Annotated in this window: 17 protein-coding genes and 1 tRNA gene; 11 read left to right on the top strand and 7 right to left on the bottom strand. The window is 53.6% G+C overall.

The window, feature by feature from the left end; translation table 11 throughout:
* Positions 1-264: 264 nt before the first annotated feature.
* From OGX83_RS21000 to OGX83_RS20985, 4 genes are all read right to left on the bottom strand, one after another.
* Positions 265-341: transfer RNA gene (locus OGX83_RS21000), tRNA-Pro, on the bottom strand.
* A 91-nt stretch (positions 342-432) separates the two neighbouring features.
* Positions 433-2,127, bottom strand: coding sequence for a kdo(2)-lipid A phosphoethanolamine 7''-transferase (eptB, locus tag OGX83_RS20995; protein WP_153687809.1), 1,695 nt, complete (start codon positions 2,125-2,127; stop codon positions 433-435).
* A gap of 210 nt (positions 2,128-2,337) precedes the next feature.
* A complete protein-coding gene (locus OGX83_RS20990; RefSeq protein ID WP_020996062.1) occupies positions 2,338-3,540 on the bottom strand; it encodes an L-lactate MFS transporter in 1,203 nt (400 codons plus the stop codon).
* 251 nt (positions 3,541-3,791) lie between these two features.
* Positions 3,792-4,493 (bottom strand): autotransporter outer membrane beta-barrel domain-containing protein, encoded by a 702-nt coding sequence (locus OGX83_RS20985; protein ID WP_020996061.1) that lies wholly within the window; start codon positions 4,491-4,493, stop codon positions 3,792-3,794.
* Positions 4,494-4,651: 158 nt separating this feature from the next.
* Between OGX83_RS20985 and tag the strand changes: the two genes are divergently transcribed.
* Positions 4,652-5,221, top strand: a complete 570-nt coding sequence (gene tag / locus OGX83_RS20980) for a DNA-3-methyladenine glycosylase I (RefSeq protein ID WP_008786423.1) — start codon at positions 4,652-4,654, stop codon at positions 5,219-5,221.
* Positions 5,211-5,651, top strand: coding sequence for an N-acetyltransferase (locus OGX83_RS20975; protein ID WP_008786424.1), 441 nt, complete (start codon positions 5,211-5,213; stop codon positions 5,649-5,651). Before tag ends, OGX83_RS20975 begins: the two co-directional genes overlap by 11 nt.
* Here the strand turns inward: OGX83_RS20975 and OGX83_RS20970 are convergent.
* On the bottom strand, positions 5,620-7,953 hold the full coding sequence (locus tag OGX83_RS20970; protein WP_286589056.1) for a molybdopterin guanine dinucleotide-containing S/N-oxide reductase: 2,334 nt from the start codon (positions 7,951-7,953) through the stop codon (positions 5,620-5,622). The two genes, OGX83_RS20975 and OGX83_RS20970, sit on opposite strands and share 32 nt — an antisense overlap.
* 159 nt (positions 7,954-8,112) lie before the next feature.
* Between OGX83_RS20970 and OGX83_RS20965 the strand changes: the two genes are divergently transcribed.
* From OGX83_RS20965 to ghrB, 6 genes are all read left to right on the top strand, one after another.
* Positions 8,113-8,775, top strand: a complete 663-nt coding sequence (locus OGX83_RS20965; RefSeq protein ID WP_003827397.1) for an OmpA family lipoprotein — start codon at positions 8,113-8,115, stop codon at positions 8,773-8,775.
* 104 nt (positions 8,776-8,879) lie between these two features.
* Positions 8,880-9,896: a LacI family DNA-binding transcriptional regulator gene (locus OGX83_RS20960; RefSeq protein WP_005133828.1), complete on the top strand. Its 1,017-nt coding sequence runs from the start codon at positions 8,880-8,882 to the stop codon at positions 9,894-9,896.
* Between the two features lie 99 nt (positions 9,897-9,995).
* Positions 9,996-10,745, top strand: coding sequence for a sugar phosphate isomerase/epimerase family protein (locus OGX83_RS20955; RefSeq protein WP_174770944.1), 750 nt, complete (start codon positions 9,996-9,998; stop codon positions 10,743-10,745).
* Between the two features lie 3 nt (positions 10,746-10,748).
* On the top strand, positions 10,749-11,687 hold the full coding sequence (locus OGX83_RS20950) for a sugar kinase (protein WP_071446719.1): 939 nt from the start codon (positions 10,749-10,751) through the stop codon (positions 11,685-11,687).
* Between the two features lie 64 nt (positions 11,688-11,751).
* A complete protein-coding gene (locus OGX83_RS20945) occupies positions 11,752-13,032 on the top strand; it encodes an MFS transporter (RefSeq protein ID WP_048215328.1) in 1,281 nt (426 codons plus the stop codon).
* Positions 13,033-13,054: 22 nt separating this feature from the next.
* The gene (gene ghrB / locus OGX83_RS20940) at positions 13,055-14,029 is read left to right on the top strand and encodes a glyoxylate/hydroxypyruvate reductase GhrB (protein WP_174770943.1); all 975 of its coding nucleotides are present in this window, start codon (positions 13,055-13,057) and stop codon (positions 14,027-14,029) included.
* 58 nt (positions 14,030-14,087) lie between these two features.
* Here ghrB and OGX83_RS20935 read toward each other — a convergent pair whose 3' ends face one another.
* Entirely contained in the window at positions 14,088-14,798 is a 711-nt protein-coding gene (locus tag OGX83_RS20935; protein ID WP_003827386.1) for a DUF3053 domain-containing protein, read from the bottom strand.
* Positions 14,799-15,178: 380 nt separating this feature from the next.
* Here OGX83_RS20935 and OGX83_RS20930 point away from each other — a divergent pair, with 380 nt between their 5' ends.
* The 3 genes from OGX83_RS20930 (at position 15,179) to cueP (ending at position 16,688) form a co-directional block, all read left to right on the top strand.
* Positions 15,179-15,469 carry an HTH-type transcriptional regulator gene (locus OGX83_RS20930; protein WP_003827383.1) on the top strand — a complete coding sequence of 97 codons (291 nt, stop codon included), beginning with the start codon at positions 15,179-15,181 and terminating at the stop codon, positions 15,467-15,469.
* 279 nt (positions 15,470-15,748) lie between these two features.
* Positions 15,749-15,961 (top strand): transcription antiterminator/RNA stability regulator CspE, encoded by a 213-nt coding sequence (cspE, locus tag OGX83_RS20925; protein ID WP_000014594.1) that lies wholly within the window; start codon positions 15,749-15,751, stop codon positions 15,959-15,961.
* Positions 15,962-16,148: 187 nt separating this feature from the next.
* On the top strand, positions 16,149-16,688 hold the full coding sequence (gene cueP, locus OGX83_RS20920; protein ID WP_032945331.1) for a copper-binding periplasmic metallochaperone CueP: 540 nt from the start codon (positions 16,149-16,151) through the stop codon (positions 16,686-16,688).
* 113 nt (positions 16,689-16,801) lie between these two features.
* On the opposite strand, the gene glyS is transcribed toward cueP, so the two are convergent.
* Positions 16,802-18,871, bottom strand: coding sequence for a glycine--tRNA ligase subunit beta (gene glyS, locus OGX83_RS20915; protein ID WP_008786433.1), 2,070 nt, complete (start codon positions 18,869-18,871; stop codon positions 16,802-16,804).
* Positions 18,872-18,879 lie beyond the last annotated feature (8 nt).

The raw sequence follows: 18,879 nt of genomic DNA, 5'->3' as shown, positions 1-18,879 counted from the left end.
ACGTGGGGTCGGAAAAACACAAAATACGCCCTGCCAGCGCTTCGCCTGTAGGCCGGATAAGGCGCTTGCGCCGCCATCCGGCAATGTCTGTTATAGCGTGATGTTTTGCCTGATGCCGCTTCGCCTGTAGGCCGGATAAGGCGCTTGCGCCGCATCCGGCAATATCTGTTATAGCGTGATGTTTTGCCTGATGGCGCTTCGCTTATCAGGCCTACAAAAGCCACAAATGCAAAAAGCCCGCTCAGAGAGCGGGCTTTTCTAATTTGGTCGGTGATAGAGGATTCGAACCTCCGACCCCTTCGTCCCGAACGAAGTGCGCTACCAGGCTGCGCCAATCACCGAATGCGGGGCGCATCTTACTGCTCAGCTGCGCGCCCGTCAATCCCTTAGTATCAAAATGCCATTTGATCGGCGAGAAAGTCAGCAGCTCAGTTACTGGGCTGTAGCCTTATTCGCGTCCGGGATACGGCACCAGTTGTTATTCTCGTTAATACCGCCATTTGGCGAGGTATAACCGAGGCAACCCAAAATGGTGTCGTACAGTTCCACATGACGACGCGGCACCTTCATATCAGCTTCTTGCTTAAGGTGTGCAAACGCCTTCGCATGGTCGGGGTCTTCCAGATATTTGTCAGACATCCACACCATCATAGGAACGCGGAACTGCTCAGGTGGCGCCATTTTACGCGGCGTACCGTGCAGGTGCTCGCGCTCGTTAATCGACTCACCGTGATCGGCGGCGTAAAACACGATCGCTTTCTTATCGCGTAGTTGATCAAACACTTTGGTAATAAAGTGATCAACATAGGTTACCGAGTTATCGAATGAGTTGATCATCTCAGCTTTCGAGCAACCGCTATCAACATTGACACACTCCGGCTTCCACTGCGCATATTCGCGGGTGTAGCGCTGAGTGTAGTTAAAATGCGAGCCTTTCGTATGCAGAATAATCAGACGTTTTCCACTCTTATCATTCTGCTGCAAGGACTGCTGCATCTCGGCGATCAACAGCATATCGTCAACGTTCTTGCCACGGTTGCGCGGCTCTGCGCCAATCTGCTCACGATAGGCGATGTTCTCCGCCATGGTGTTACTGTAGAACCACATCTCGCTTTGCATCGCGTAAAGATCGGTCTTGAACCCTAACTGGCCGAGCACGGAGAAGACGTTTTGTTCTTTCAGAGTACGCTGCGGGTTTTCTTCTGCCCCACCCTCACGCACAAACATGCAACGCAGCGAAAGTTTGGTTGCCGTATCACAGGAATATCCACGGAAGGCGGCCAGATTTTTCTCCTGGGCGAGCCTTGGCGTGGTATTACGCTCATAGCCAAAAATCCCCATATGATCCCAGCGGGTCGTTTCGCCGATAATAAAGACCACATAGGTGTCGTCGAGGTTTTTGGGGGCAACATAGGTAAACTTCTTCGCCGGGTTCATCAACGATTTGTTGTCTGAGGATTCATCCACCTGTGCCCAGGCGTACAGACCCAGCGCGGAGAGCCAGTTTGACGGCAGATAGGAATTCGCCACTACCCCGCCATAGCTGGGCAAATCGATCCCCGTTGCTCGCTCAACGCTTCTCTGTTGCATACTCAGCAGGCGAATCGGGACCCATACCATCAGACCAGCCAGTAAAACTACCGCCACGCTGCGCCATCTCATACCAGGCGTACGGATCTGTTTCATCAGGGTATAGCGGCAGCGATTACTCCAAATCAGAACCAACGGTAAAATGCTGACCGAAACCAGCCACACGACAAAATGCCAGCCAACCACTTCTTTCGATAAATCAATATCCGTGGTCATTACGGAGGCAATAATACCGTAACCAATTACCACGTTCAGGAAGGTCATGTAATAGCTGGCACCGGCAGAACACAGCACCACTAACGTTGTCAGGACACGCCAGGCGCGCCGACCAAATAAAGAGAGAAGTCGTAGTAAAAAGAAGGTCACCAGCACAGTGCCGGCTAATTCAACAACCGCAGAGAGTCCTTTCCAGACGGTAAACTCGTGTGCATATCCGCTAAAGCGCCGGAAAAATACAGCACAGTTCATAAACAAACCGATATAGATTGCCAGCAGGAAACTGAGTTTCTGCTGCGTCATCGACTTAATATATCTCATGCAAACAAACCCTGGGAATCGGGATTAAAACACCCTGAGCAGTAGTCAAACAGACCAGGCAGGGGAAAATGCGACAACAGCAGAAGTGAAATGTCTACGGGCGCGGGTAAGTAGACCACAGGAGGGGGAAAAAGTGCTTATGGAGAATGCAAATGACGCATATATTTTTGTAAATATATGCGCCAGGTATTAATCAGACTACTAATAGGTTTAGGCGTGCGCCTCGGTATATACGCTACGCTGTGGCTGGCGGATGGTGGTGGAGAGTGCCAGCGAGATAATTAACAGCGCAAAGATAACGCAGAAGGTCACATAGAAACCGCCGAACAGCGAGGCGATAATGGAACCACAAATGCTGCCGATACCGAAACCTAAGTAAATGACGCCGTAGTTTTTAGCCAGGTTATTCAAACCGAAGAACTCGCTCACCAGTGACGGGAACACGGTGATGGTACCGCCAAAGTTAAATGCTACACAGGCAATCGCCGCGAAGAAGGTCGCATCATTCAGCGGGGCGAACAGCAGTGCCGCCATACCGACCAGCGAAACGACCTGCCCAATGGTGATAACGCGAATACGAGAGATTTTGTCGGACAGAATCCCCAGAACCAGACGACCTGACAGGTTAGCGATAGAAATGACGGTAACCGCATTTGCCGCCGTTGCCACATCCATATGCGCCAGGCTTTGTGCAATATCTTTCGCCACGCCAATCACATACAGCCCACTCATACACGCCGTCAGGAACATCACTGCCAGCATCCAGTACTGCGGTTTACGCATGGACTGCGCCAGGGTGTAGTCATTCTCAACCACGCCATTTTTCGTTTTCACTTCCTGATTCGGCGCGTCTTTCATCAGCGTGGAGCCAAAGACGATCATCACCAGCACAATCGCGCCCCAAATCATGAAGGTTTTTTCCAGACCCACAGTGCTCAACAGTTGGCTGTCGATGAATTTAAAACCGAGGCTGCCAAGACCGTAAGAACCGATGGCAAAGGCGGAAATCAGCCCTTTACGCTCAGGGAACCATTTTACACAGTTGGAAAGTGTTAACAGGTAGCCTGCGCCATCCGCCAGACCGACCAATACACCGGCGCTCAGCCACAGCATAATCAGGCTGTCAGAGTGGGCGGTTAAGAAGAAGCCGACACCCAGTAAAATACCGGAGGCCATGGTGACGCGTTTCACGCCAAAACGTTCCTGCAGTTTCCCGGCGACGGAAGAAGAAATCGCCAGCCCGAGGCTCAGCAGGCCAAAGGAAAAGGCAACCTGACTCACCGGCGCATCAAGCTTAGAAGAGAGCGCACCGTTAAACAGGCTCCAGGTATAAACAGAACCTAAAGCAAATTGGGTAATGATGGTGCCGATCAGTGTCAGCCAGCGGGTACGCTGATAATCAGAAGTTTTCATGGCAGTCTTCCTGCATAAACAAAATGGGAAATTCTCTGCCAACAACCATACCGAAGCGCTTTTATGAGCAGGAGAAAACGGCATGAAATGCCGCCAGGACGGAATGAAATGCCTGGAATGCGGAATGAATGACGAGACAAAAAGTCGGGTTACTGAATTTTATCGCATGAGTTAGTACACGCTATCGCTGGAGTGCGTGTGATTGTTGATCTCAACATGTAATCAAGATGTTTATATGCTGATTACTTACGTTAAAATTTGGCGCTCACTCCCATGGTGTACATATAGTCGCTGTTGTTGGTACTGTTTTCCGCCTGCGAAAGCGCCGCGTAAGCCGCCATGTGCGGGTTCAACAGCATATCTGCACCGACGGTGACATCCACCCAGTTACCATCCTGACCCGCTGCTGACATGCGGCTGAGACCCGACTGCGCCTTCCAGATATTCTCGCCAAACTGCTGGTTATAGCTGATTTGCGCCCACGGTCGCACATCACCGAACTGCGAATTGACTCGCCAGCCCAACGAGCTCACGCTGGCATGCCACAGCGGATCGTTCTGCGTTACCGACGTCGCGCTATCGCCAAATTCGTTGTAAGTAGATGTGGTTGAACCGTCATAATGCAGCGCGGCAACCGGACCAGTTGTCACCTGCCTTGAAAGCGGGAAGTTCCAGCCCATACTCATGCCGCTGGTCGCATCCATAGGCGTCTCATCCGCCAGATTCACCACGGGACCCGCCACGTTCTGAGTGGAACGAATACGTTCTTCCAGAATGTCGTTATAACGTGGTTGGTGATCGCTGTCCCATGTATAACGTTCAGCCGTATGCCCTGACATCGCATCAACGATATATTCTTGTTGCCAGCCATATGCTGTATTGATGGACAGCGCACAAACTACAACGCTCACCAGAGTTAACCTCTGATGACCACTACTGTTTCTTATAATCATCAACGCGACTCCAGAAAAGAGCCGAATTCGGCAATATTATTGTCATTGTATGAAGGATATGGGCCCATCTGGCCCTGTATTAAATATTGTCTTTTTAGCTGGCGCGTCAAGGCGGGCCGAATGAAATTTTTACGCCAGTAAAAACAGCGAGGAAGAATATGCAGCGTTGCGGATGGGTCAGTCAGGATCCACTTTACATTGCCTACCACGACAAGGAATGGGGCGTCCCCGAAACCGATAGTAATAAACTGTTCGAAATGATCTGCCTGGAAGGTCAGCAGGCCGGGTTATCGTGGATTACCGTGCTAAAGAAACGGGAAAATTATCGCCACGCTTTCCACCATTTTGACCCGGAAAAAGTGGCGGCCATGACCGAAGAGGATGTGGAAAGGCTGGTACTGGATGCCGGCATTATTCGCCATCGCGGAAAAATTCAGGCCATTATCGGCAACGCTCGTGCTTTTCTGACGATGGCGCAAAACGGAGAGTCGTTTAGCGAATTCGTCTGGTCATTTGTTGATAACCAACCGCAAGTGACTCGCGCCGCCAACCTGAGCGATATTCCCACCTCCACGCCTGCGTCAGACGCGCTGTCTAAAGCGTTAAAAAAACGCGGATTTAAGTTTGTCGGCACCACCATTTGTTACTCCTTTATGCAGGCGTGCGGCCTGGTCAACGACCATGTCACCAGCTGCATCTGTTATCCGGGAGAACAACATGATTCGTGAATCCAAGGCTGACGATCTGCCGTCAATTTTGGCGCTGTGGATGGAAAGCACAATCCATGCCCATCCATTTATCGAAGAGCGCTACTGGCGCGAAAGTGAATCCGTGGTGCGGGATGTTTATCTGCCCGCCGCGCAAACCTGGGTTTGGGAAGAAGAAGGCGAGCTCAAAGGCTTTGCCAGCGTGATTGACGACCGCTTTCTCGGCGCGCTGTTTGTCGCACCTGCCGCCATCAGAAGCGGGATCGGCAAAGCGCTGGTGCAGCATGTCCAGCAGCGCTTTTCGATACTCAGCCTTGAGGTATACCAGAAGAATCAATCAGCGGTGAACTTCTACCATGCGCTGGGTTTTCGCATTGAAGACGGCGCATGGCAGGAAGAGACTCACCACCCCACGTGGATTATGGGCTGGCAGGCGGATCAAACGCCGTAAGCGCCAACGTTGGTCCGCTATATTTTTCAAGCCACGCCAGCGCAGTATTGCCCGCGCAGCCATTCCCCAGCTTCGAGCTGGGGAGATCTTTGGTCAGCACGTTGACGGCGCCATTTTTACAAATACCGTTCGCTGCGAGATCCAAATCAGGCCAGGCGCCTTCATGAATACAGATGACGCCGGGTTTAATACCCGCCGTCACCACCGCGCCCGCAAGAACTTGCCCGCGCTGGTTCCACACCCTGACCGTATCGCCATCCGCAATGCCGCGCGCGTGGGCGTCCTGCGGATGAATCGTTATCGGCTCACGATCCGCTACCGCGTACTGCTCCCGTAGCGCACTGTAGTTAAGCTGACTATGCAAACGGTGCGCCGGATGGGCGGAAAGCAGCTGTAGCTGGTCCGGTTCGGCGTTACCGAACCACTCATCCGGCTCCAGCCACATCGGGTGTCCCCCGCAGTCCGCGTAGCCGTAACCTGCAATCCTCGCGGAGTAGATTTCAATTTTCCCGCTGTCCGTTTTCAGCGGATGCGCCTGCGGGTCGCGGCGAAAATCCGCAAAACGGATAAACTGCGCGCTGGCGGCGTTTTCCGGCATTTCGATCAGGGCGTTGCGCTGCCAAAACTCGGCGAAAGGCGGCAATGTCACCTGCTGACTGGCCCCACGTTGCCCGGCAATATTGTAAAAAGTCTCCAGCCACGCCAGTTCGCTTTTACCTTCGGTGAACCGTTCATATCCGCCCTTTTCCCAGCGCTCACTCAGCTCGGCAAAGACATCAAAATCATTTCGCGCTTCGTCCTGCGGCGGTACGACCTGCTTCATCGGCACCAGGTGCTGGTTGCTGTAATCGCCAGTCATGGTCAAATCATTACGCTCAAAGGAGGTGGTTGCTGGCAGCACGATATCGGCATGCTTTGCTGCGGCGGTCCAGAAACACTCCGAGATGACCACCAGCTCCGGTTTTTGCCAGGCGCGAATTAAACGGTTAGTGTCCTGATGATGGGTGAAGTTAGCCCCGCCCGCCCACCACAGCATACGGATGTCCGGGAAATGGCGGTCCATGCCGTTGTGCTGGTAAAAACCGCCGGGATTTTCCAGCGCTTCGACAATTCGCGCCACCGGGATTTTATCTACCGCGTCGGTGCCGCCTTTAACGCTGCCCTGCATTGAAGCCAGCACCGCAGCCCGGCGCGTTGGGTTGCCGCCATTGGCAAAATGGTACGACAGCCCAAAACCGCCGCCTGGCGTCCCGATTTGTCCGAGCATGGCGGCCAGGGTGACAATCATCCAGTGTTTCTGCTCGCCATACTGTTGGCGCTGCATGCCCCATCCGGCCATCAGCATGGTGGTATTTTGGTGAAATATCGCCGCAAGTTCGCGTATCTTCGCCGCCGGAATGCCACAAATCTCTGCCGCCCATTCTGCCGTTTTTGCAACATCATCAGATTTACCCAGCAGATAGTCGGCAAAACAGTCATATCCGGCAGTACACCGGGCGAGAAAGTCCTCGTCATGCCAGCCGTTTTCCACCAGCGTATGTGCGATGCCCAGCATCAGCGCTACGTCGGTCCCCATATGCGGGGCAATCCATTCCATCTTATCGCCAAAGAAATCGACGCTTTCCGATCGCATCGGATCGATACAGATCAACCGTTTACCGCTGTCGCGCAATGCCTCAAAGTACGCGAGGCCCTGCTCATCGGACGCGTTCCAGGCAATCTTCAGGGTATTCAGCGGATTGGCGCTCCACAACACCACCACCTCGCTGTTCTCCAGCACCACCGGCCAGCTGGTTTGCTGCTGGTAAACTTCGTTCCCGCCCACCACGTACGGCATGATCGCCTGCGCAGCCCCCGTCGAGTAGTCCCCCAGATGCCCGGTATAACCGCCCGCCAACGCCATATAACGCTGTAACAGGGTCGCCGCTTTGTGTAACACGCCGTTGGAACGCCAGCCGTAGGAACCGGCAAAAATTGAGGCCGGGCCGTAGCTGTCACGGATGCGTTTATGCTGCGTATGGATAAGATTCAGCGCGTCGTCCCAACTGACGCGAACAAACTCATCCTGCCCACGTACGCCCTGTGGGTTTTCCGGCGAGGCGAGAAACCCTTTACGCACCATCGGAAAACGTACCCGCGTTTTACTGTGAACCTGGTCGCGCACCACGGTTTGCAAAGAGTTGGGATGAGCGGTGGGCAGCGCGCCACGCGAGGAGAAAACCGTCTCACCATCAGTGTCGACGAGGATTGGTCCCCAGTGGGCGGCGGTTAACACCGAGTAATGTGCGGGTGAATTAGCCAAGATGGCGCTCCTGAATGCGATGTGACGGCTTATTTATTATGCCGTTCAATGTTACTTACAAATTTCAGAGTCTTCCCTGGAATTTTCTTCATGTTCACACGTCATAATCAACCGCCACGGTCGCTGTGGCAAAGAAGAAAAAGTCATTAAGGAATTAAGATGAAGAAACGTGTATTTGTTATTGCTGCCATCGTGAGCGGCGCCCTGGCGGTTTCTGGCTGCACAACAAACCCTTACACCGGCGAACGCGAAGCGGGTAAATCCGGCATTGGCGCTGGTATTGGCTCTCTGGTCGGCGCGGGCATTGGCGCACTCTCTTCTTCGAAGAAAGATCGCGGCAAAGGCGCACTGATTGGCGCAGCGGCTGGCGCGGCCGTTGGCGGTGGTATCGGCTATTACATGGATGTACAGGAAGCAAAACTGCGCGAAAAAATGCAGGGGACGGGCGTCAGCGTGACGCGCAGTGGCGATAACATCATTCTGAACATGCCAAACAACGTCACTTTCGACAGCAGCAGTGCCAACCTGAAGCCTGCGGGTGCTAACACCCTGACCGGCGTGGCGATGGTACTGAAAGAGTACAATAAAACCGCCGTCAACGTGCTGGGCTTCACCGACAGCACCGGCAGCCAGGATCTGAATATGCGTCTGTCACAGCAGCGCGCAGACTCCGTAGCCAGCGCCTTGATCACTCAAGGGGTCGCAGCTAACCGCATCCGCACTCAGGGTATGGGCCCGGCAAATCCGATCGCCAGCAACAGCACAGCGGAAGGTAAAGCGCAAAACCGTCGCGTAGAAATTACCTTAAGCCCGATCCAGTAACGTTTTGTGCCGGATGGAGACAGTCCGCGTCCATCCGGCATGAAGCACTTGCCATCGTTGATTTTCGCGTTAAGGTGTTGTCACCAAACTCAGGGAAATCAGCGATGAGCAAATCAACACGGGCAACCATCAGCGATGTGGCGAAAGCTGCAAAAACCGGCAAGACCAGCATTTCACGTTATCTCAACGGTGAAAAGCACCTGCTTTCCGACGCGCTGCTGGCCCGCATTGAACAAGCCATTGCCGATCTCGACTACCGTCCCAGCCTGATGGCAAGAGGCCTGAAACACGGTCGTACCCGCCTGATTGGCCTGATCATCGCCGATATTACTAATCCCTACTCCGTCAACGTGCTAAGTGGTATTGAAGCCGCCTGTCGCGATAAAGGCTTTACCCCGCTGGTGTGTAACACCAACAACGAAGTGGATCAGGAACTGCATTATCTCGACCTGCTGCGCAGCTACCAGGTCGAAGGGATTGTGGTCAACGCCGTCGGGATGCGCGAAGAGGGGCTGAACCGCCTGCAACAATCTGCGCTGCCGATGGTGCTGATTGACCGTAAAATTCCCGATTTCGCCTGTGATATGGTCGGGCTGGATAACACCCAGGCGGCAACGGTTGCCACCGAGCATCTGGTAGAGCAAGGTTTTGAAGCCATCCTGTTCCTCAGCGAACCACTCGGCATGGTGAATACCCGCCGCGAACGCCTGAGCGCTTTTCGCGCCACGCTCGCGCAATACCCTGGCGTTATCGCGCAAAATGCCGAAGTCCCGCTCACGGACAATACGCAACTGGACGACACCCTGCGCCAGTTTCACCAGCAGCATCGTGGAATGCGCAAAGCCGTTATCTCTGCCAACGGTGCCCTCACGCTACAAGTAGCCCGCGCCCTGAAACGCATTGGCCTCAACTGGGGGAGCGACATAGGCTTACTCGGTTTTGACGAACTGGAATGGGCAGAGCTGGCGGGCGTCGGTATTACCACGTTGAAACAACCCACCTGGCAGATTGGTTACACCGCCGTTGAGCAGGTTGTGCGCCGGATTGATGGCGGCTCCGCTGCCATTCAGGAACAGGTCTTCTCCGGCGAGCTGATCGTGCGCGGCTCTACCGCCCGTTAAATTACCTTCGTGATGGTGATCATAAATTCGACATCATAGGCTTTTCTTTGGAACCGGTTCCATCTAGCGTTATAACAAGAACGCTAGTCTGGAGTTTCCATGAAAAGAAAAATTATGGTGGTCACCGCCGCTTACGGCCACGACCAGGTACGGGCCGCAGGCGGGCAAACGGCAATGCTGCCCATCATCGCTGAAGCCGGTGCTGACGGCGTCGAAATCCGCCGCGAGCTATTAACCGACGCCGAGCTGAAGACGCTGTCAACGATGGCTTCTGCGATCGAAATCTTCGGCCTGCTGGCCTGTTACTCAGCGCCTGAACCGTTGTTCCTTGAGGACGGTAACCTCAACCCCCGTCTTCCAGAACTACTTGAGGAAGCGCAGGCCTTGCAGGCACTGTGGTTAAAAGTCTCCCTCGGCCATTTTTCCCATACAAAACAGTTCGACGTTCTACGCCAATGGCTGGACAACAGCGGAATGGAGCTGGTTGTCGAGAACGATCAGACCGACTGCGGACGCCTGCAGCCAATGCAGCGCTTTAACGAAGCCTGTCAGGCGCAAAACCTGCCGATATCTCTGACCTTCGATATGGGCAACTGGCTGTGGGTGGGCGACTCCCCGGAACAGGCGGCGCAGAACCTGGCGTCAACCGTTGGCTATATCCATGTCAAAGCCGCTGTTGCACATCGCGACAGCTACCGCGCCGTACCACCTGATGAAGCCGATCCGCGCTGGCTGGCGCTGCTAAAAACGCTGCCCAACGATGTCCCGCGCGGCATTGAGTTCCCCCTGGAAGGGCAGGATTTGGCGGCGGTTACCCGCCGCTACGTCGAGCTGTTACGCGAGGAGTAACGCATGAAAAATTCACTGGATGTGGTCACTATTGGTGAAGCGATGGCGATGTTTGTCGCCACGCAAACCGGCGAACTGGCGGATGTGGAGCAGTTTATCAAGCGCGTTGCAGGTGCGGAGCTTAACGTAGCGACCGGTCTTGCCCGTCTGGGCCTGAAGGTCGGTTGGGTGAGCCGCGTTGGCAACGACAGCTTTGGCCGTTTTATCGTTAAGTCGCTGGAAAAAGAAGGGATTGATGCGCAGGGAGTCACCCAGGACGGGCGTTACGCTACTGGCTTTCAGCTTAAATCTAAAGTCGAAAATGGAACCGATCCCATTGTGGAATATTTCCGTAAAGGTTCCGCTGCCAGCCACCTCAGCATTGAAGATTATCACGAGGCCTATTTCGCCAGCGCGCGCCACCTGCACCTGAGCGGCGTAGCAGCAGCACTTTCTGCCAGCTCTTATGAACTACTGGCGCATACCGCCCGCACCATGAAGGCCCAGGGGAAGACCATCTCGTTCGACCCGAATTTGCGCCCGGTATTGTGGAAAAGCGAAGCCGAAATGGTGGAAAAACTGAACCGCCTGGCATTCCAGGCAGACTGGGTTTTACCAGGGTTAAAAGAGGGCATGATTTTAACCGGTCAGCAAACGCCTGAAGCCATCGCCGACTTTTATCTGCGCCATGGCGTGAAGGCCGTGATCGTGAAAACCGGGGCTGATGGCGCCTGGTACAAAACCGCCAGCGGCGAACAAGGCTGCGTGGCACCGGTAAAAGTCGACAATGTGGTCGATACGGTCGGCGCAGGAGATGGCTTTGCCGTAGGCGTTATTAGCGCCCTGCTGGAAGGCCGCTCGTTGCATCAGGCGGTGACCCGCGGCAATAAAATTGGCGCACTGGCCATTCAGGTTCAGGGCGACAGCGAAGGATTACCCACACGTGAACAATTAGGGGAATAAACTCCCGGCCAACTCTGTACCCTACATACAGAGGCGGCGTATCAGCATAACCAGAGGGCAGTCTATGAATAGCTCAACTAATGCAGCAAAACGCTGGTGGTACATCATGCCAATCGTGTTTATCACGTATAGCCTGGCGTACCTTGACCGCGCGAACTTCAGCTTCGCCTCCGCCGCCGGTATCAACGAGGACCTCGGCATTACCAAGGGGATCTCTTCCCTGCTGGGCGCACTGTTTTTCCTCGGCTATTTCTTCTTTCAGATCCCGGGCGCAATTTACGCTGAACGCCGCAGCGTACGAAAACTGATTTTTGTCTGTCTAATCCTCTGGGGCGCATGCGCGTCGTTAACCGGCATGGTCAGCAATATTCCAATGCTTGCCGCCATCCGCTTTATTCTTGGCGTCGTTGAAGCCGCCGTGATGCCGGCAATGCTGATTTATATCAGCAACTGGTTTACGAAATCTGAACGCTCGCGCGCAAACACTTTCCTGATCCTCGGTAATCCGGTCACCGTCCTGTGGATGTCCGTGGTTTCCGGTTACCTGATTCAGGCGCTGGGCTGGCGGGAAATGTTCATCATTGAGGGCTTCCCGGCCATCATCTGGGCGTTCTGCTGGTGGGTGCTGGTAAAAGACAAACCGTCTCAGGTCGGTTGGCTGTCAGAATCTGAAAAAGCCGCGCTTCAGGCACAACTGGAAAAAGAGCAGCAAGGCATCAAAGCCGTACGCAACTATAGCGAGGCTTTCCGCTCACGTAACGTCATCCTGCTGTGTATGCAGTATTTCGCCTGGAGTATTGGCGTCTATGGTTTTGTCCTGTGGCTGCCGTCGATTATCCGCAACGGCGGCGCAAACCTGGGGATGGTGGAAGTTGGTTGGCTGTCATCCGTACCGTATCTGGCGGCAACGGCGGCGATGATCCTCGTCTCCTGGGCGTCCGATAAGCTGCAAAACCGTAAGCTGTTTGTCTGGCCACTGTTACTGATCGCGGCGTTCGCGTTTATCGGCTCCTGGGCCGTAGGCGCAGACCACTTCTGGATTTCTTACACGCTGCTGGTTATTGCAGGCGCGGCAATGTATGCCCCCTATGGTCCCTTCTTCGCCATCATCCCGGAAATGCTGCCGCGCAACGTCGCCGGTGGGGCAATGGCGTTGATTAACAGCATGGGCGCGCTAGGTTCATTCTTTGGTTCATGGTTTGTCGGCTACCTCAATGGCGCTACCGGCAGCCCGTCTGCCTCGTACATTTTTATGGGGGTAGCGCTTTTTGTCTCAGTGTGGCTAACTTTAATTGTTAAGCCTGCTAATAATTCTCAAATTCCGGTTGGCGCACGCCACGCTTAAATTTTAACTTACGGAGATTCGCATGAAGCCGTCCATTATTCTCTATAAAGCGTTACCTGACGATTTACTGCATCGCCTGGAAGAACATTTTACTGTGACTCAGGTGCCTAACCTGCGCCCGGAAACGGTCGCACAGCACGCCGACGCTTTTGCCAATGCAGAAGGTCTGCTGGGCTCCAGTGAAGCCGTCAATACCGCTCTGCTGGAGAAAATGCCCAGGCTGCGTGCGACATCTACGATTTCCGTAGGCTATGACAACTTCGACGTCGATGCCCTCAACGCGCGTAAGGTGCTGTTGATGCACACGCCAACCGTGCTGACGGAAACCGTCGCCGATACGGTAATGGCGCTGGTGTTAAGCACCGCTCGCCGCGTAGTGGAAGTTGCCGAACGGGTAAAGGTCGGCGAATGGACCAAAAGTATCGGACCGGACTGGTTTGGTACCGATGTACACCACAAAACGCTGGGGATTGTCGGTATGGGCCGCATTGGGCTGGCGCTGGCACAACGTGCGCATTTCGGCTTTAACATGCCGATTCTCTATAATGCGCGCCGTCATCATCATGAAGCAGAAGAGCGCTTCAATGCACGTTACTGCGACCTCGATACGCTGTTGCAGGAGTCTGATTTTGTCTGCCTGATCCTGCCGTTAACCGACGAAACGCATCATCTGTTCAGCACCGAGCAGTTTGCCAAAATGAAGTCTTCCGCCATTTTCATTAACGCCGGACGTGGCCCGGTGGTCGATGAAAAAGCGTTGATTGCTGCCCTGCAAAAAGGCGAAATTCATGCCGCTGGCCTGGATGTATTTGAGCAAGAGCCATTATCGGTAGACTCACCGCTGCTGTCACTGCCCAACGTGGTGGCCGTACCGCACATTGGTTCAGCCACGCACGAAACGCGCTACAACATGGCGGCCTGTGCGGTGGATAACTTAATCGATGCGCTGCAAGGACACGTTGAGAAGAACTGCGTAAACCCGCAGGTCGCATCATAAACAAAAGGCCGGGTAGCGCTTACGCTCACCCGGCCTTTCATGTATTACCGTATCTTAATTACTGAGCGGCATTCACCGCAGCAGTCCAGGCCTGATTAAATGCCTGATGCTGAGCAGCCAACGGGCCAATCAGCGTATTGTACTGACTTGCCTGCTGTGACGTTGGGAACTGGATACCGTTGGCGACAAAGCTCACCTGCGTATCCTGCTGCGCCACAAAATCACCAACCTGCACCAACTGCTGCGTGAAAATCTGCGCGGCAGGGATCAGCGGCTGTAAGGCCTCTGCTGGTGCAGTAACAACTTTGTTGTAGACCTGATCAAAGACCGGCTTCAGATCTTCGCCCTGCTTCAGCGCGCCATGCGCAGCATCTGCCTGTAGTTTCGCATTCTGCAACTGTTGCCCTAATACACCTAGCGCACCATTTGCCTGACGCAGCGGTTCACGCTGAGTCACATAATCCTGAGGAACACGAATCGCATTTACGCTATCAACCACCGGACGCAGACCGGAGTCCATCGCCTGATTAACCTGCTGCGAATAGCCATACAGAATCGCGTAATCGGACACAAACGGGCCAAACTGTTTTTTCTGATCGGCGGTCAGCGTTGGTAAACGCTCTCCGCTACGCATTGCAGTATTCTGCAGAAAATCGATAAACGCTTTGCGTTGATCGCCTTCTTTATCAAAACACCCACTCAGGCCAACTACCATTAAGAGCGCCAAAACAGGCGCAAACCAGCGAGAGCAGGACTTACCTGTCGCCATTTTAATACTCCTTTCACCCAAAAATGCGCACAACGACACCCGCGTGCCTGACGTTGACAAGGATAGTCCAGGTCAGCCCCGCAAGATACCCTTTCCGCGTAATCTTGTGGGGGAAAATAACCGTTCCCGCCACCGTTCGTTTTGCTAAACAATGCTGCATTTACCACTCGGCGTCATATTTTAGTCATCTTTACAATCGGAATCGATCGTTCGGAGATCCCGACCTTTATCAGTTCGTTAGCCAGCAAAAGATTGTCACCTGCGATCCGCTGAAACGAATCCATCACACAACCCTTAAATCCGGCTTCATTTTTTCCGACTACTCTTAATGAGCTTCGAAGAAATTCACGATCCCGCTGTGTGATTTGTAGGAGTTCTCAATGGAATACAAAGATCCTATGTTTGAACTGCTAAGCAGTCTGGAGCAGATTGTTTTTAAAGATGTATCGCAGACGGTCACTCTGCCGCAAAAAACCAACCCTTTCACCGAATTTGAACAGCTACGACGAGGGACAGGTTTAAAAACAGATGATTTTGCCCGAGTGATGGGCGTGACGGTCGCGATGGTTCATGAATGGGAGTCTAAACGCGTAAAGCCTTCCACTACCGAATTGAAGTTAATGCGCCTGATTCAGGCAGACCCTAGGTTAAGTAAGCAACTGATGGATTGAACTATTTTTCAATTTTGCTTAAGAACGGTCCTGTTTCAGGGCCGTTCTCTTACGAAGGTTATCCACAAAAAAGAAAATAGTAGTTGCATCCACATGCGTAAAATGAGTTAATGCCCTCAACGGTTTGACGTACAGACCATTACAGCAGTTAGTAAGGCAAGTCCCTTCAAGAGTTATCGTTGATACCCTTCGTAGTGAGCATTTCCTTTACTGTTAAAAAATCTGTAAAGCACGCCATATCGCCGAAAGGCACACTTATTTTTTAAAAGGTAATACACTATGTCCGGTAAAATGACTGGTATCGTAAAATGGTTCAACGCTGACAAAGGTTTCGGCTTCATCACTCCTGACGATGGCTCTAAAGATGTGTTCGTACACTTCTCTGCTATCCAGAACGATGGCTACAAATCTCTGGACGAAGGTCAGAAAGTTTCCTTCACCATCGAAAGCGGCGCTAAAGGCCCGGCAGCTGGCAACGTAACCAGCCTGTAAGCTTAAAAAGCTCAAAATTCTGAATCCCTGCCAAACGGCGGGGATTTTTTTTATCTGTACTTCGCAGCACATCCCACCTAAACGCTTCTTTGCATTACTTTACCCGTCGCCCCTTTGACCTTTCCCTAAGGGTAAGCTTTATAGTGAGCCAGTCTATATTCCACAATTTTCACAAGGAATTGAAGCTATGTCGAAATCCTCACTGCTGCTGATTTTAGGTTTGCTCACTACAGGTACTGCGTTCGCGGCAACGCCGGAAGCTACTTTTCTGGCCGAACACGGGCTTAGCGGGAAATCCGTCGAACAAATCGTAGAGACGATTGATCAGTCACCGCAGAGTCGCCCGCTGCCGTACTCCGCGTCCATCACCAGCACCGCGTTGAAGCTCTCTTCGGGCGATCAGGTTTATACCCTGCCGCTCGGTGACAAGTTTTATCTGTCGTTTGCCCCGTATGAATGGCAAACACATCCTTGCTTCAACCACAGCCTTTCTGGCTGCCAGGGCGAAATGCCGGAGAAGACATTCAATGTCAAAGTGACGGATAACAAGGGTGATGTGGTGGTACAAAAAGCGATGAAGAGCGGCCGTAATGGCTTTGTCGGGGTATGGCTACCGCGCAATATGGAAGGCACCATTGCAGTGAGCTACAACGGTAAAACGGCGGAGTATCCTATTAAGACGATGGAAGACAGCCAGACATGTCTGACAAAATTGCAGTTGCGCTAATAACATAAAAAAATGCCGGATGGCGCAATGCTTATCCGGCCTACTGGTGTTTCTCTCGTAGGCCGGATAAGGCGAAGCCGCCATCCGGCATTTTCTAAGTCAGCGCAGGGTCGTTACTGCAGCAGAGAAATATCTGCCACGCGCAAGAACAGCTCGCGCAGTTTTTCGAGCATAGACAGACGGTTAATACGCAGATCTTTATCTTCTACGTTGACCATCACTTTCTCGAAGAACGCATCAACCGGTTCACGCAGTTCCGCCAACTCAACCAGCGCTTCCTGGTAACGACCGGCAGCGAAGACAGGCTCCAGCTTATCGCGCAGCACAACCACCTGCATCGCCAGCGCAATTTCTTCCGGCTCTTTCAGCGTTGCCGCATTCACGCGGTCATTCAGCGTCTCTTCAGACTTCGCCAGGATGTTCGATACACGCTTGTTCGCGGCAGCCAGCGCGGACGCGGCTTCCAGCGTACGGAAGTGCGAAACCGCCTTCATACGTGCGTCAAAATCAGCCGGACGAGTCGGACGACGTGCCAGTACGGCCTGAATAGTGTCGACGGTATAACCTTCGTCCTGATACCAGGCGCGGAAGCGACCGAGCATAAAGTCGATAACGTCATCCACCACGTTGGCGTTGGTCAGCTTGTCACCATACAGACGAACCGCTTCTTCGGTCAGCGTTTGCAGATCCAGATTCAGGTTCTTCTCAACGATAATACGCAGCACACCCAGCGCAGCACGACGCAGCGCAAACGGGTCTTTGTCGCCTTTCGGATGCTGACCGATACCGAAGATACCCGCCAGGGTGTCCATCTTGTCAGCAATCGCCACGGCACAAGCTACCGGGTTCGACGGCAGGTCATCACCGGCAAAACGCGGCTGATACTGCTCGTTCAGCGCCACAGCTACATCTTCCGCTTCGCCATCGTGACGCGCGTAGTGCATGCCCATCACACCCTGGGTGTCGGTGAACTCGAAGACCATGTTGGTCATCAGGTCACACTTGGACAGCAGGCCAGCACGCGTTGCGTGGTTAACATCAGCGCCAATCTGACCAGCAATCCAGCCCGCCAGCGCCTGGATACGGTCAGTCTTGTCGCGCAGCGTACCCAGTTGCTGTTGGAACAGCACGGTTTGCAGACGCGGCAGATGGTCTTCCAGACGTTTTTTACGGTCGGTATTGAAGAAGAACTCGGCATCCGCCAGGCGCGGACGAACGACTTTCTCGTTACCGGAGATAATCTGGATAGGATCTTTCGATTCGATGTTGGCAACGAAGATAAAGTTCGGCAGCAGTTTGCCGTCGTTCGCGTAAACCGGGAAGTACTTCTGGTCACCTTTCATGGTGTGTACCAGCGCTTCAGACGGAACTGCGAGGAATTTCTCTTCGAATTTCGCGGTCAGCACTACCGGCCATTCCACCAGCGAGGTGACTTCTTCCAGCAGGCTTTCGCTCAGATCAGCGTTACCGCCAATCTTACGCGCCGCTTCTTCAGCATCGGCTTTGATTTTCGCTTTACGCTCAGCGTAATCCGCAATTACTTTGCCGCGCTCACGCAGGATTTCCGGGTACTGATCGGCAGAATCGATGGTGAATTCCGGCTCGCCCATAAAGCGGTGCCCACGGATCACGCGATCGGACTGAATGCCCAGAATCGTTGCCGGAATCACTTTGTCGCCCAACAGCAGGGTCACGGTGTGAACCGGACGCACGAAGTGGACATCAGACGCGCCCCAGCGCATCAATTTCGGGATAGGCAGCTTCGCCAGTGACGTGGCGATCATGTTTGGCAGCAGCGTTTCTGCGCTTTCGCCTTTTACATGCGCACGGTACAGCAGCCATTCGCCTTTGTCGGTAGTCAGACGCTCAGCCTGATCAACCGTGATACCGCAGCCACGTGCCCAACCTTCTGCCGCTTTGCTCGGTTTGCCTTCAGCGTCAAACGCCTGAGCAATGGCCGGACCGCGTTTTTCAACTTCGCGATCGGGTTGAGATTCCGCCAGATTCGCGACTTTCAGCGCCAGACGACGCGGCGCGGCGAACCACTCAACGTTGCCGTGCGCGATGCCAGCGTTATCCAGCTCCGCGGTAAAGTTTGCAGCAAAGGACTCAGCCAGGCTGCGCAGTGCTTTTGGTGGCAGCTCTTCAGTGCCGATTTCCACCAGAAAAGTTTTCTCAGACATGGCCGCCT

The organism is Citrobacter sp. Cpo074 (genome assembly GCF_030332745.1).
Taxonomy (GTDB): domain Bacteria; phylum Pseudomonadota; class Gammaproteobacteria; order Enterobacterales; family Enterobacteriaceae; genus Citrobacter; species Citrobacter portucalensis.
The sequence above is the reverse complement of the archived record's forward strand: the minus strand, read 5'-3'. Positions and strand labels throughout refer to the sequence as shown.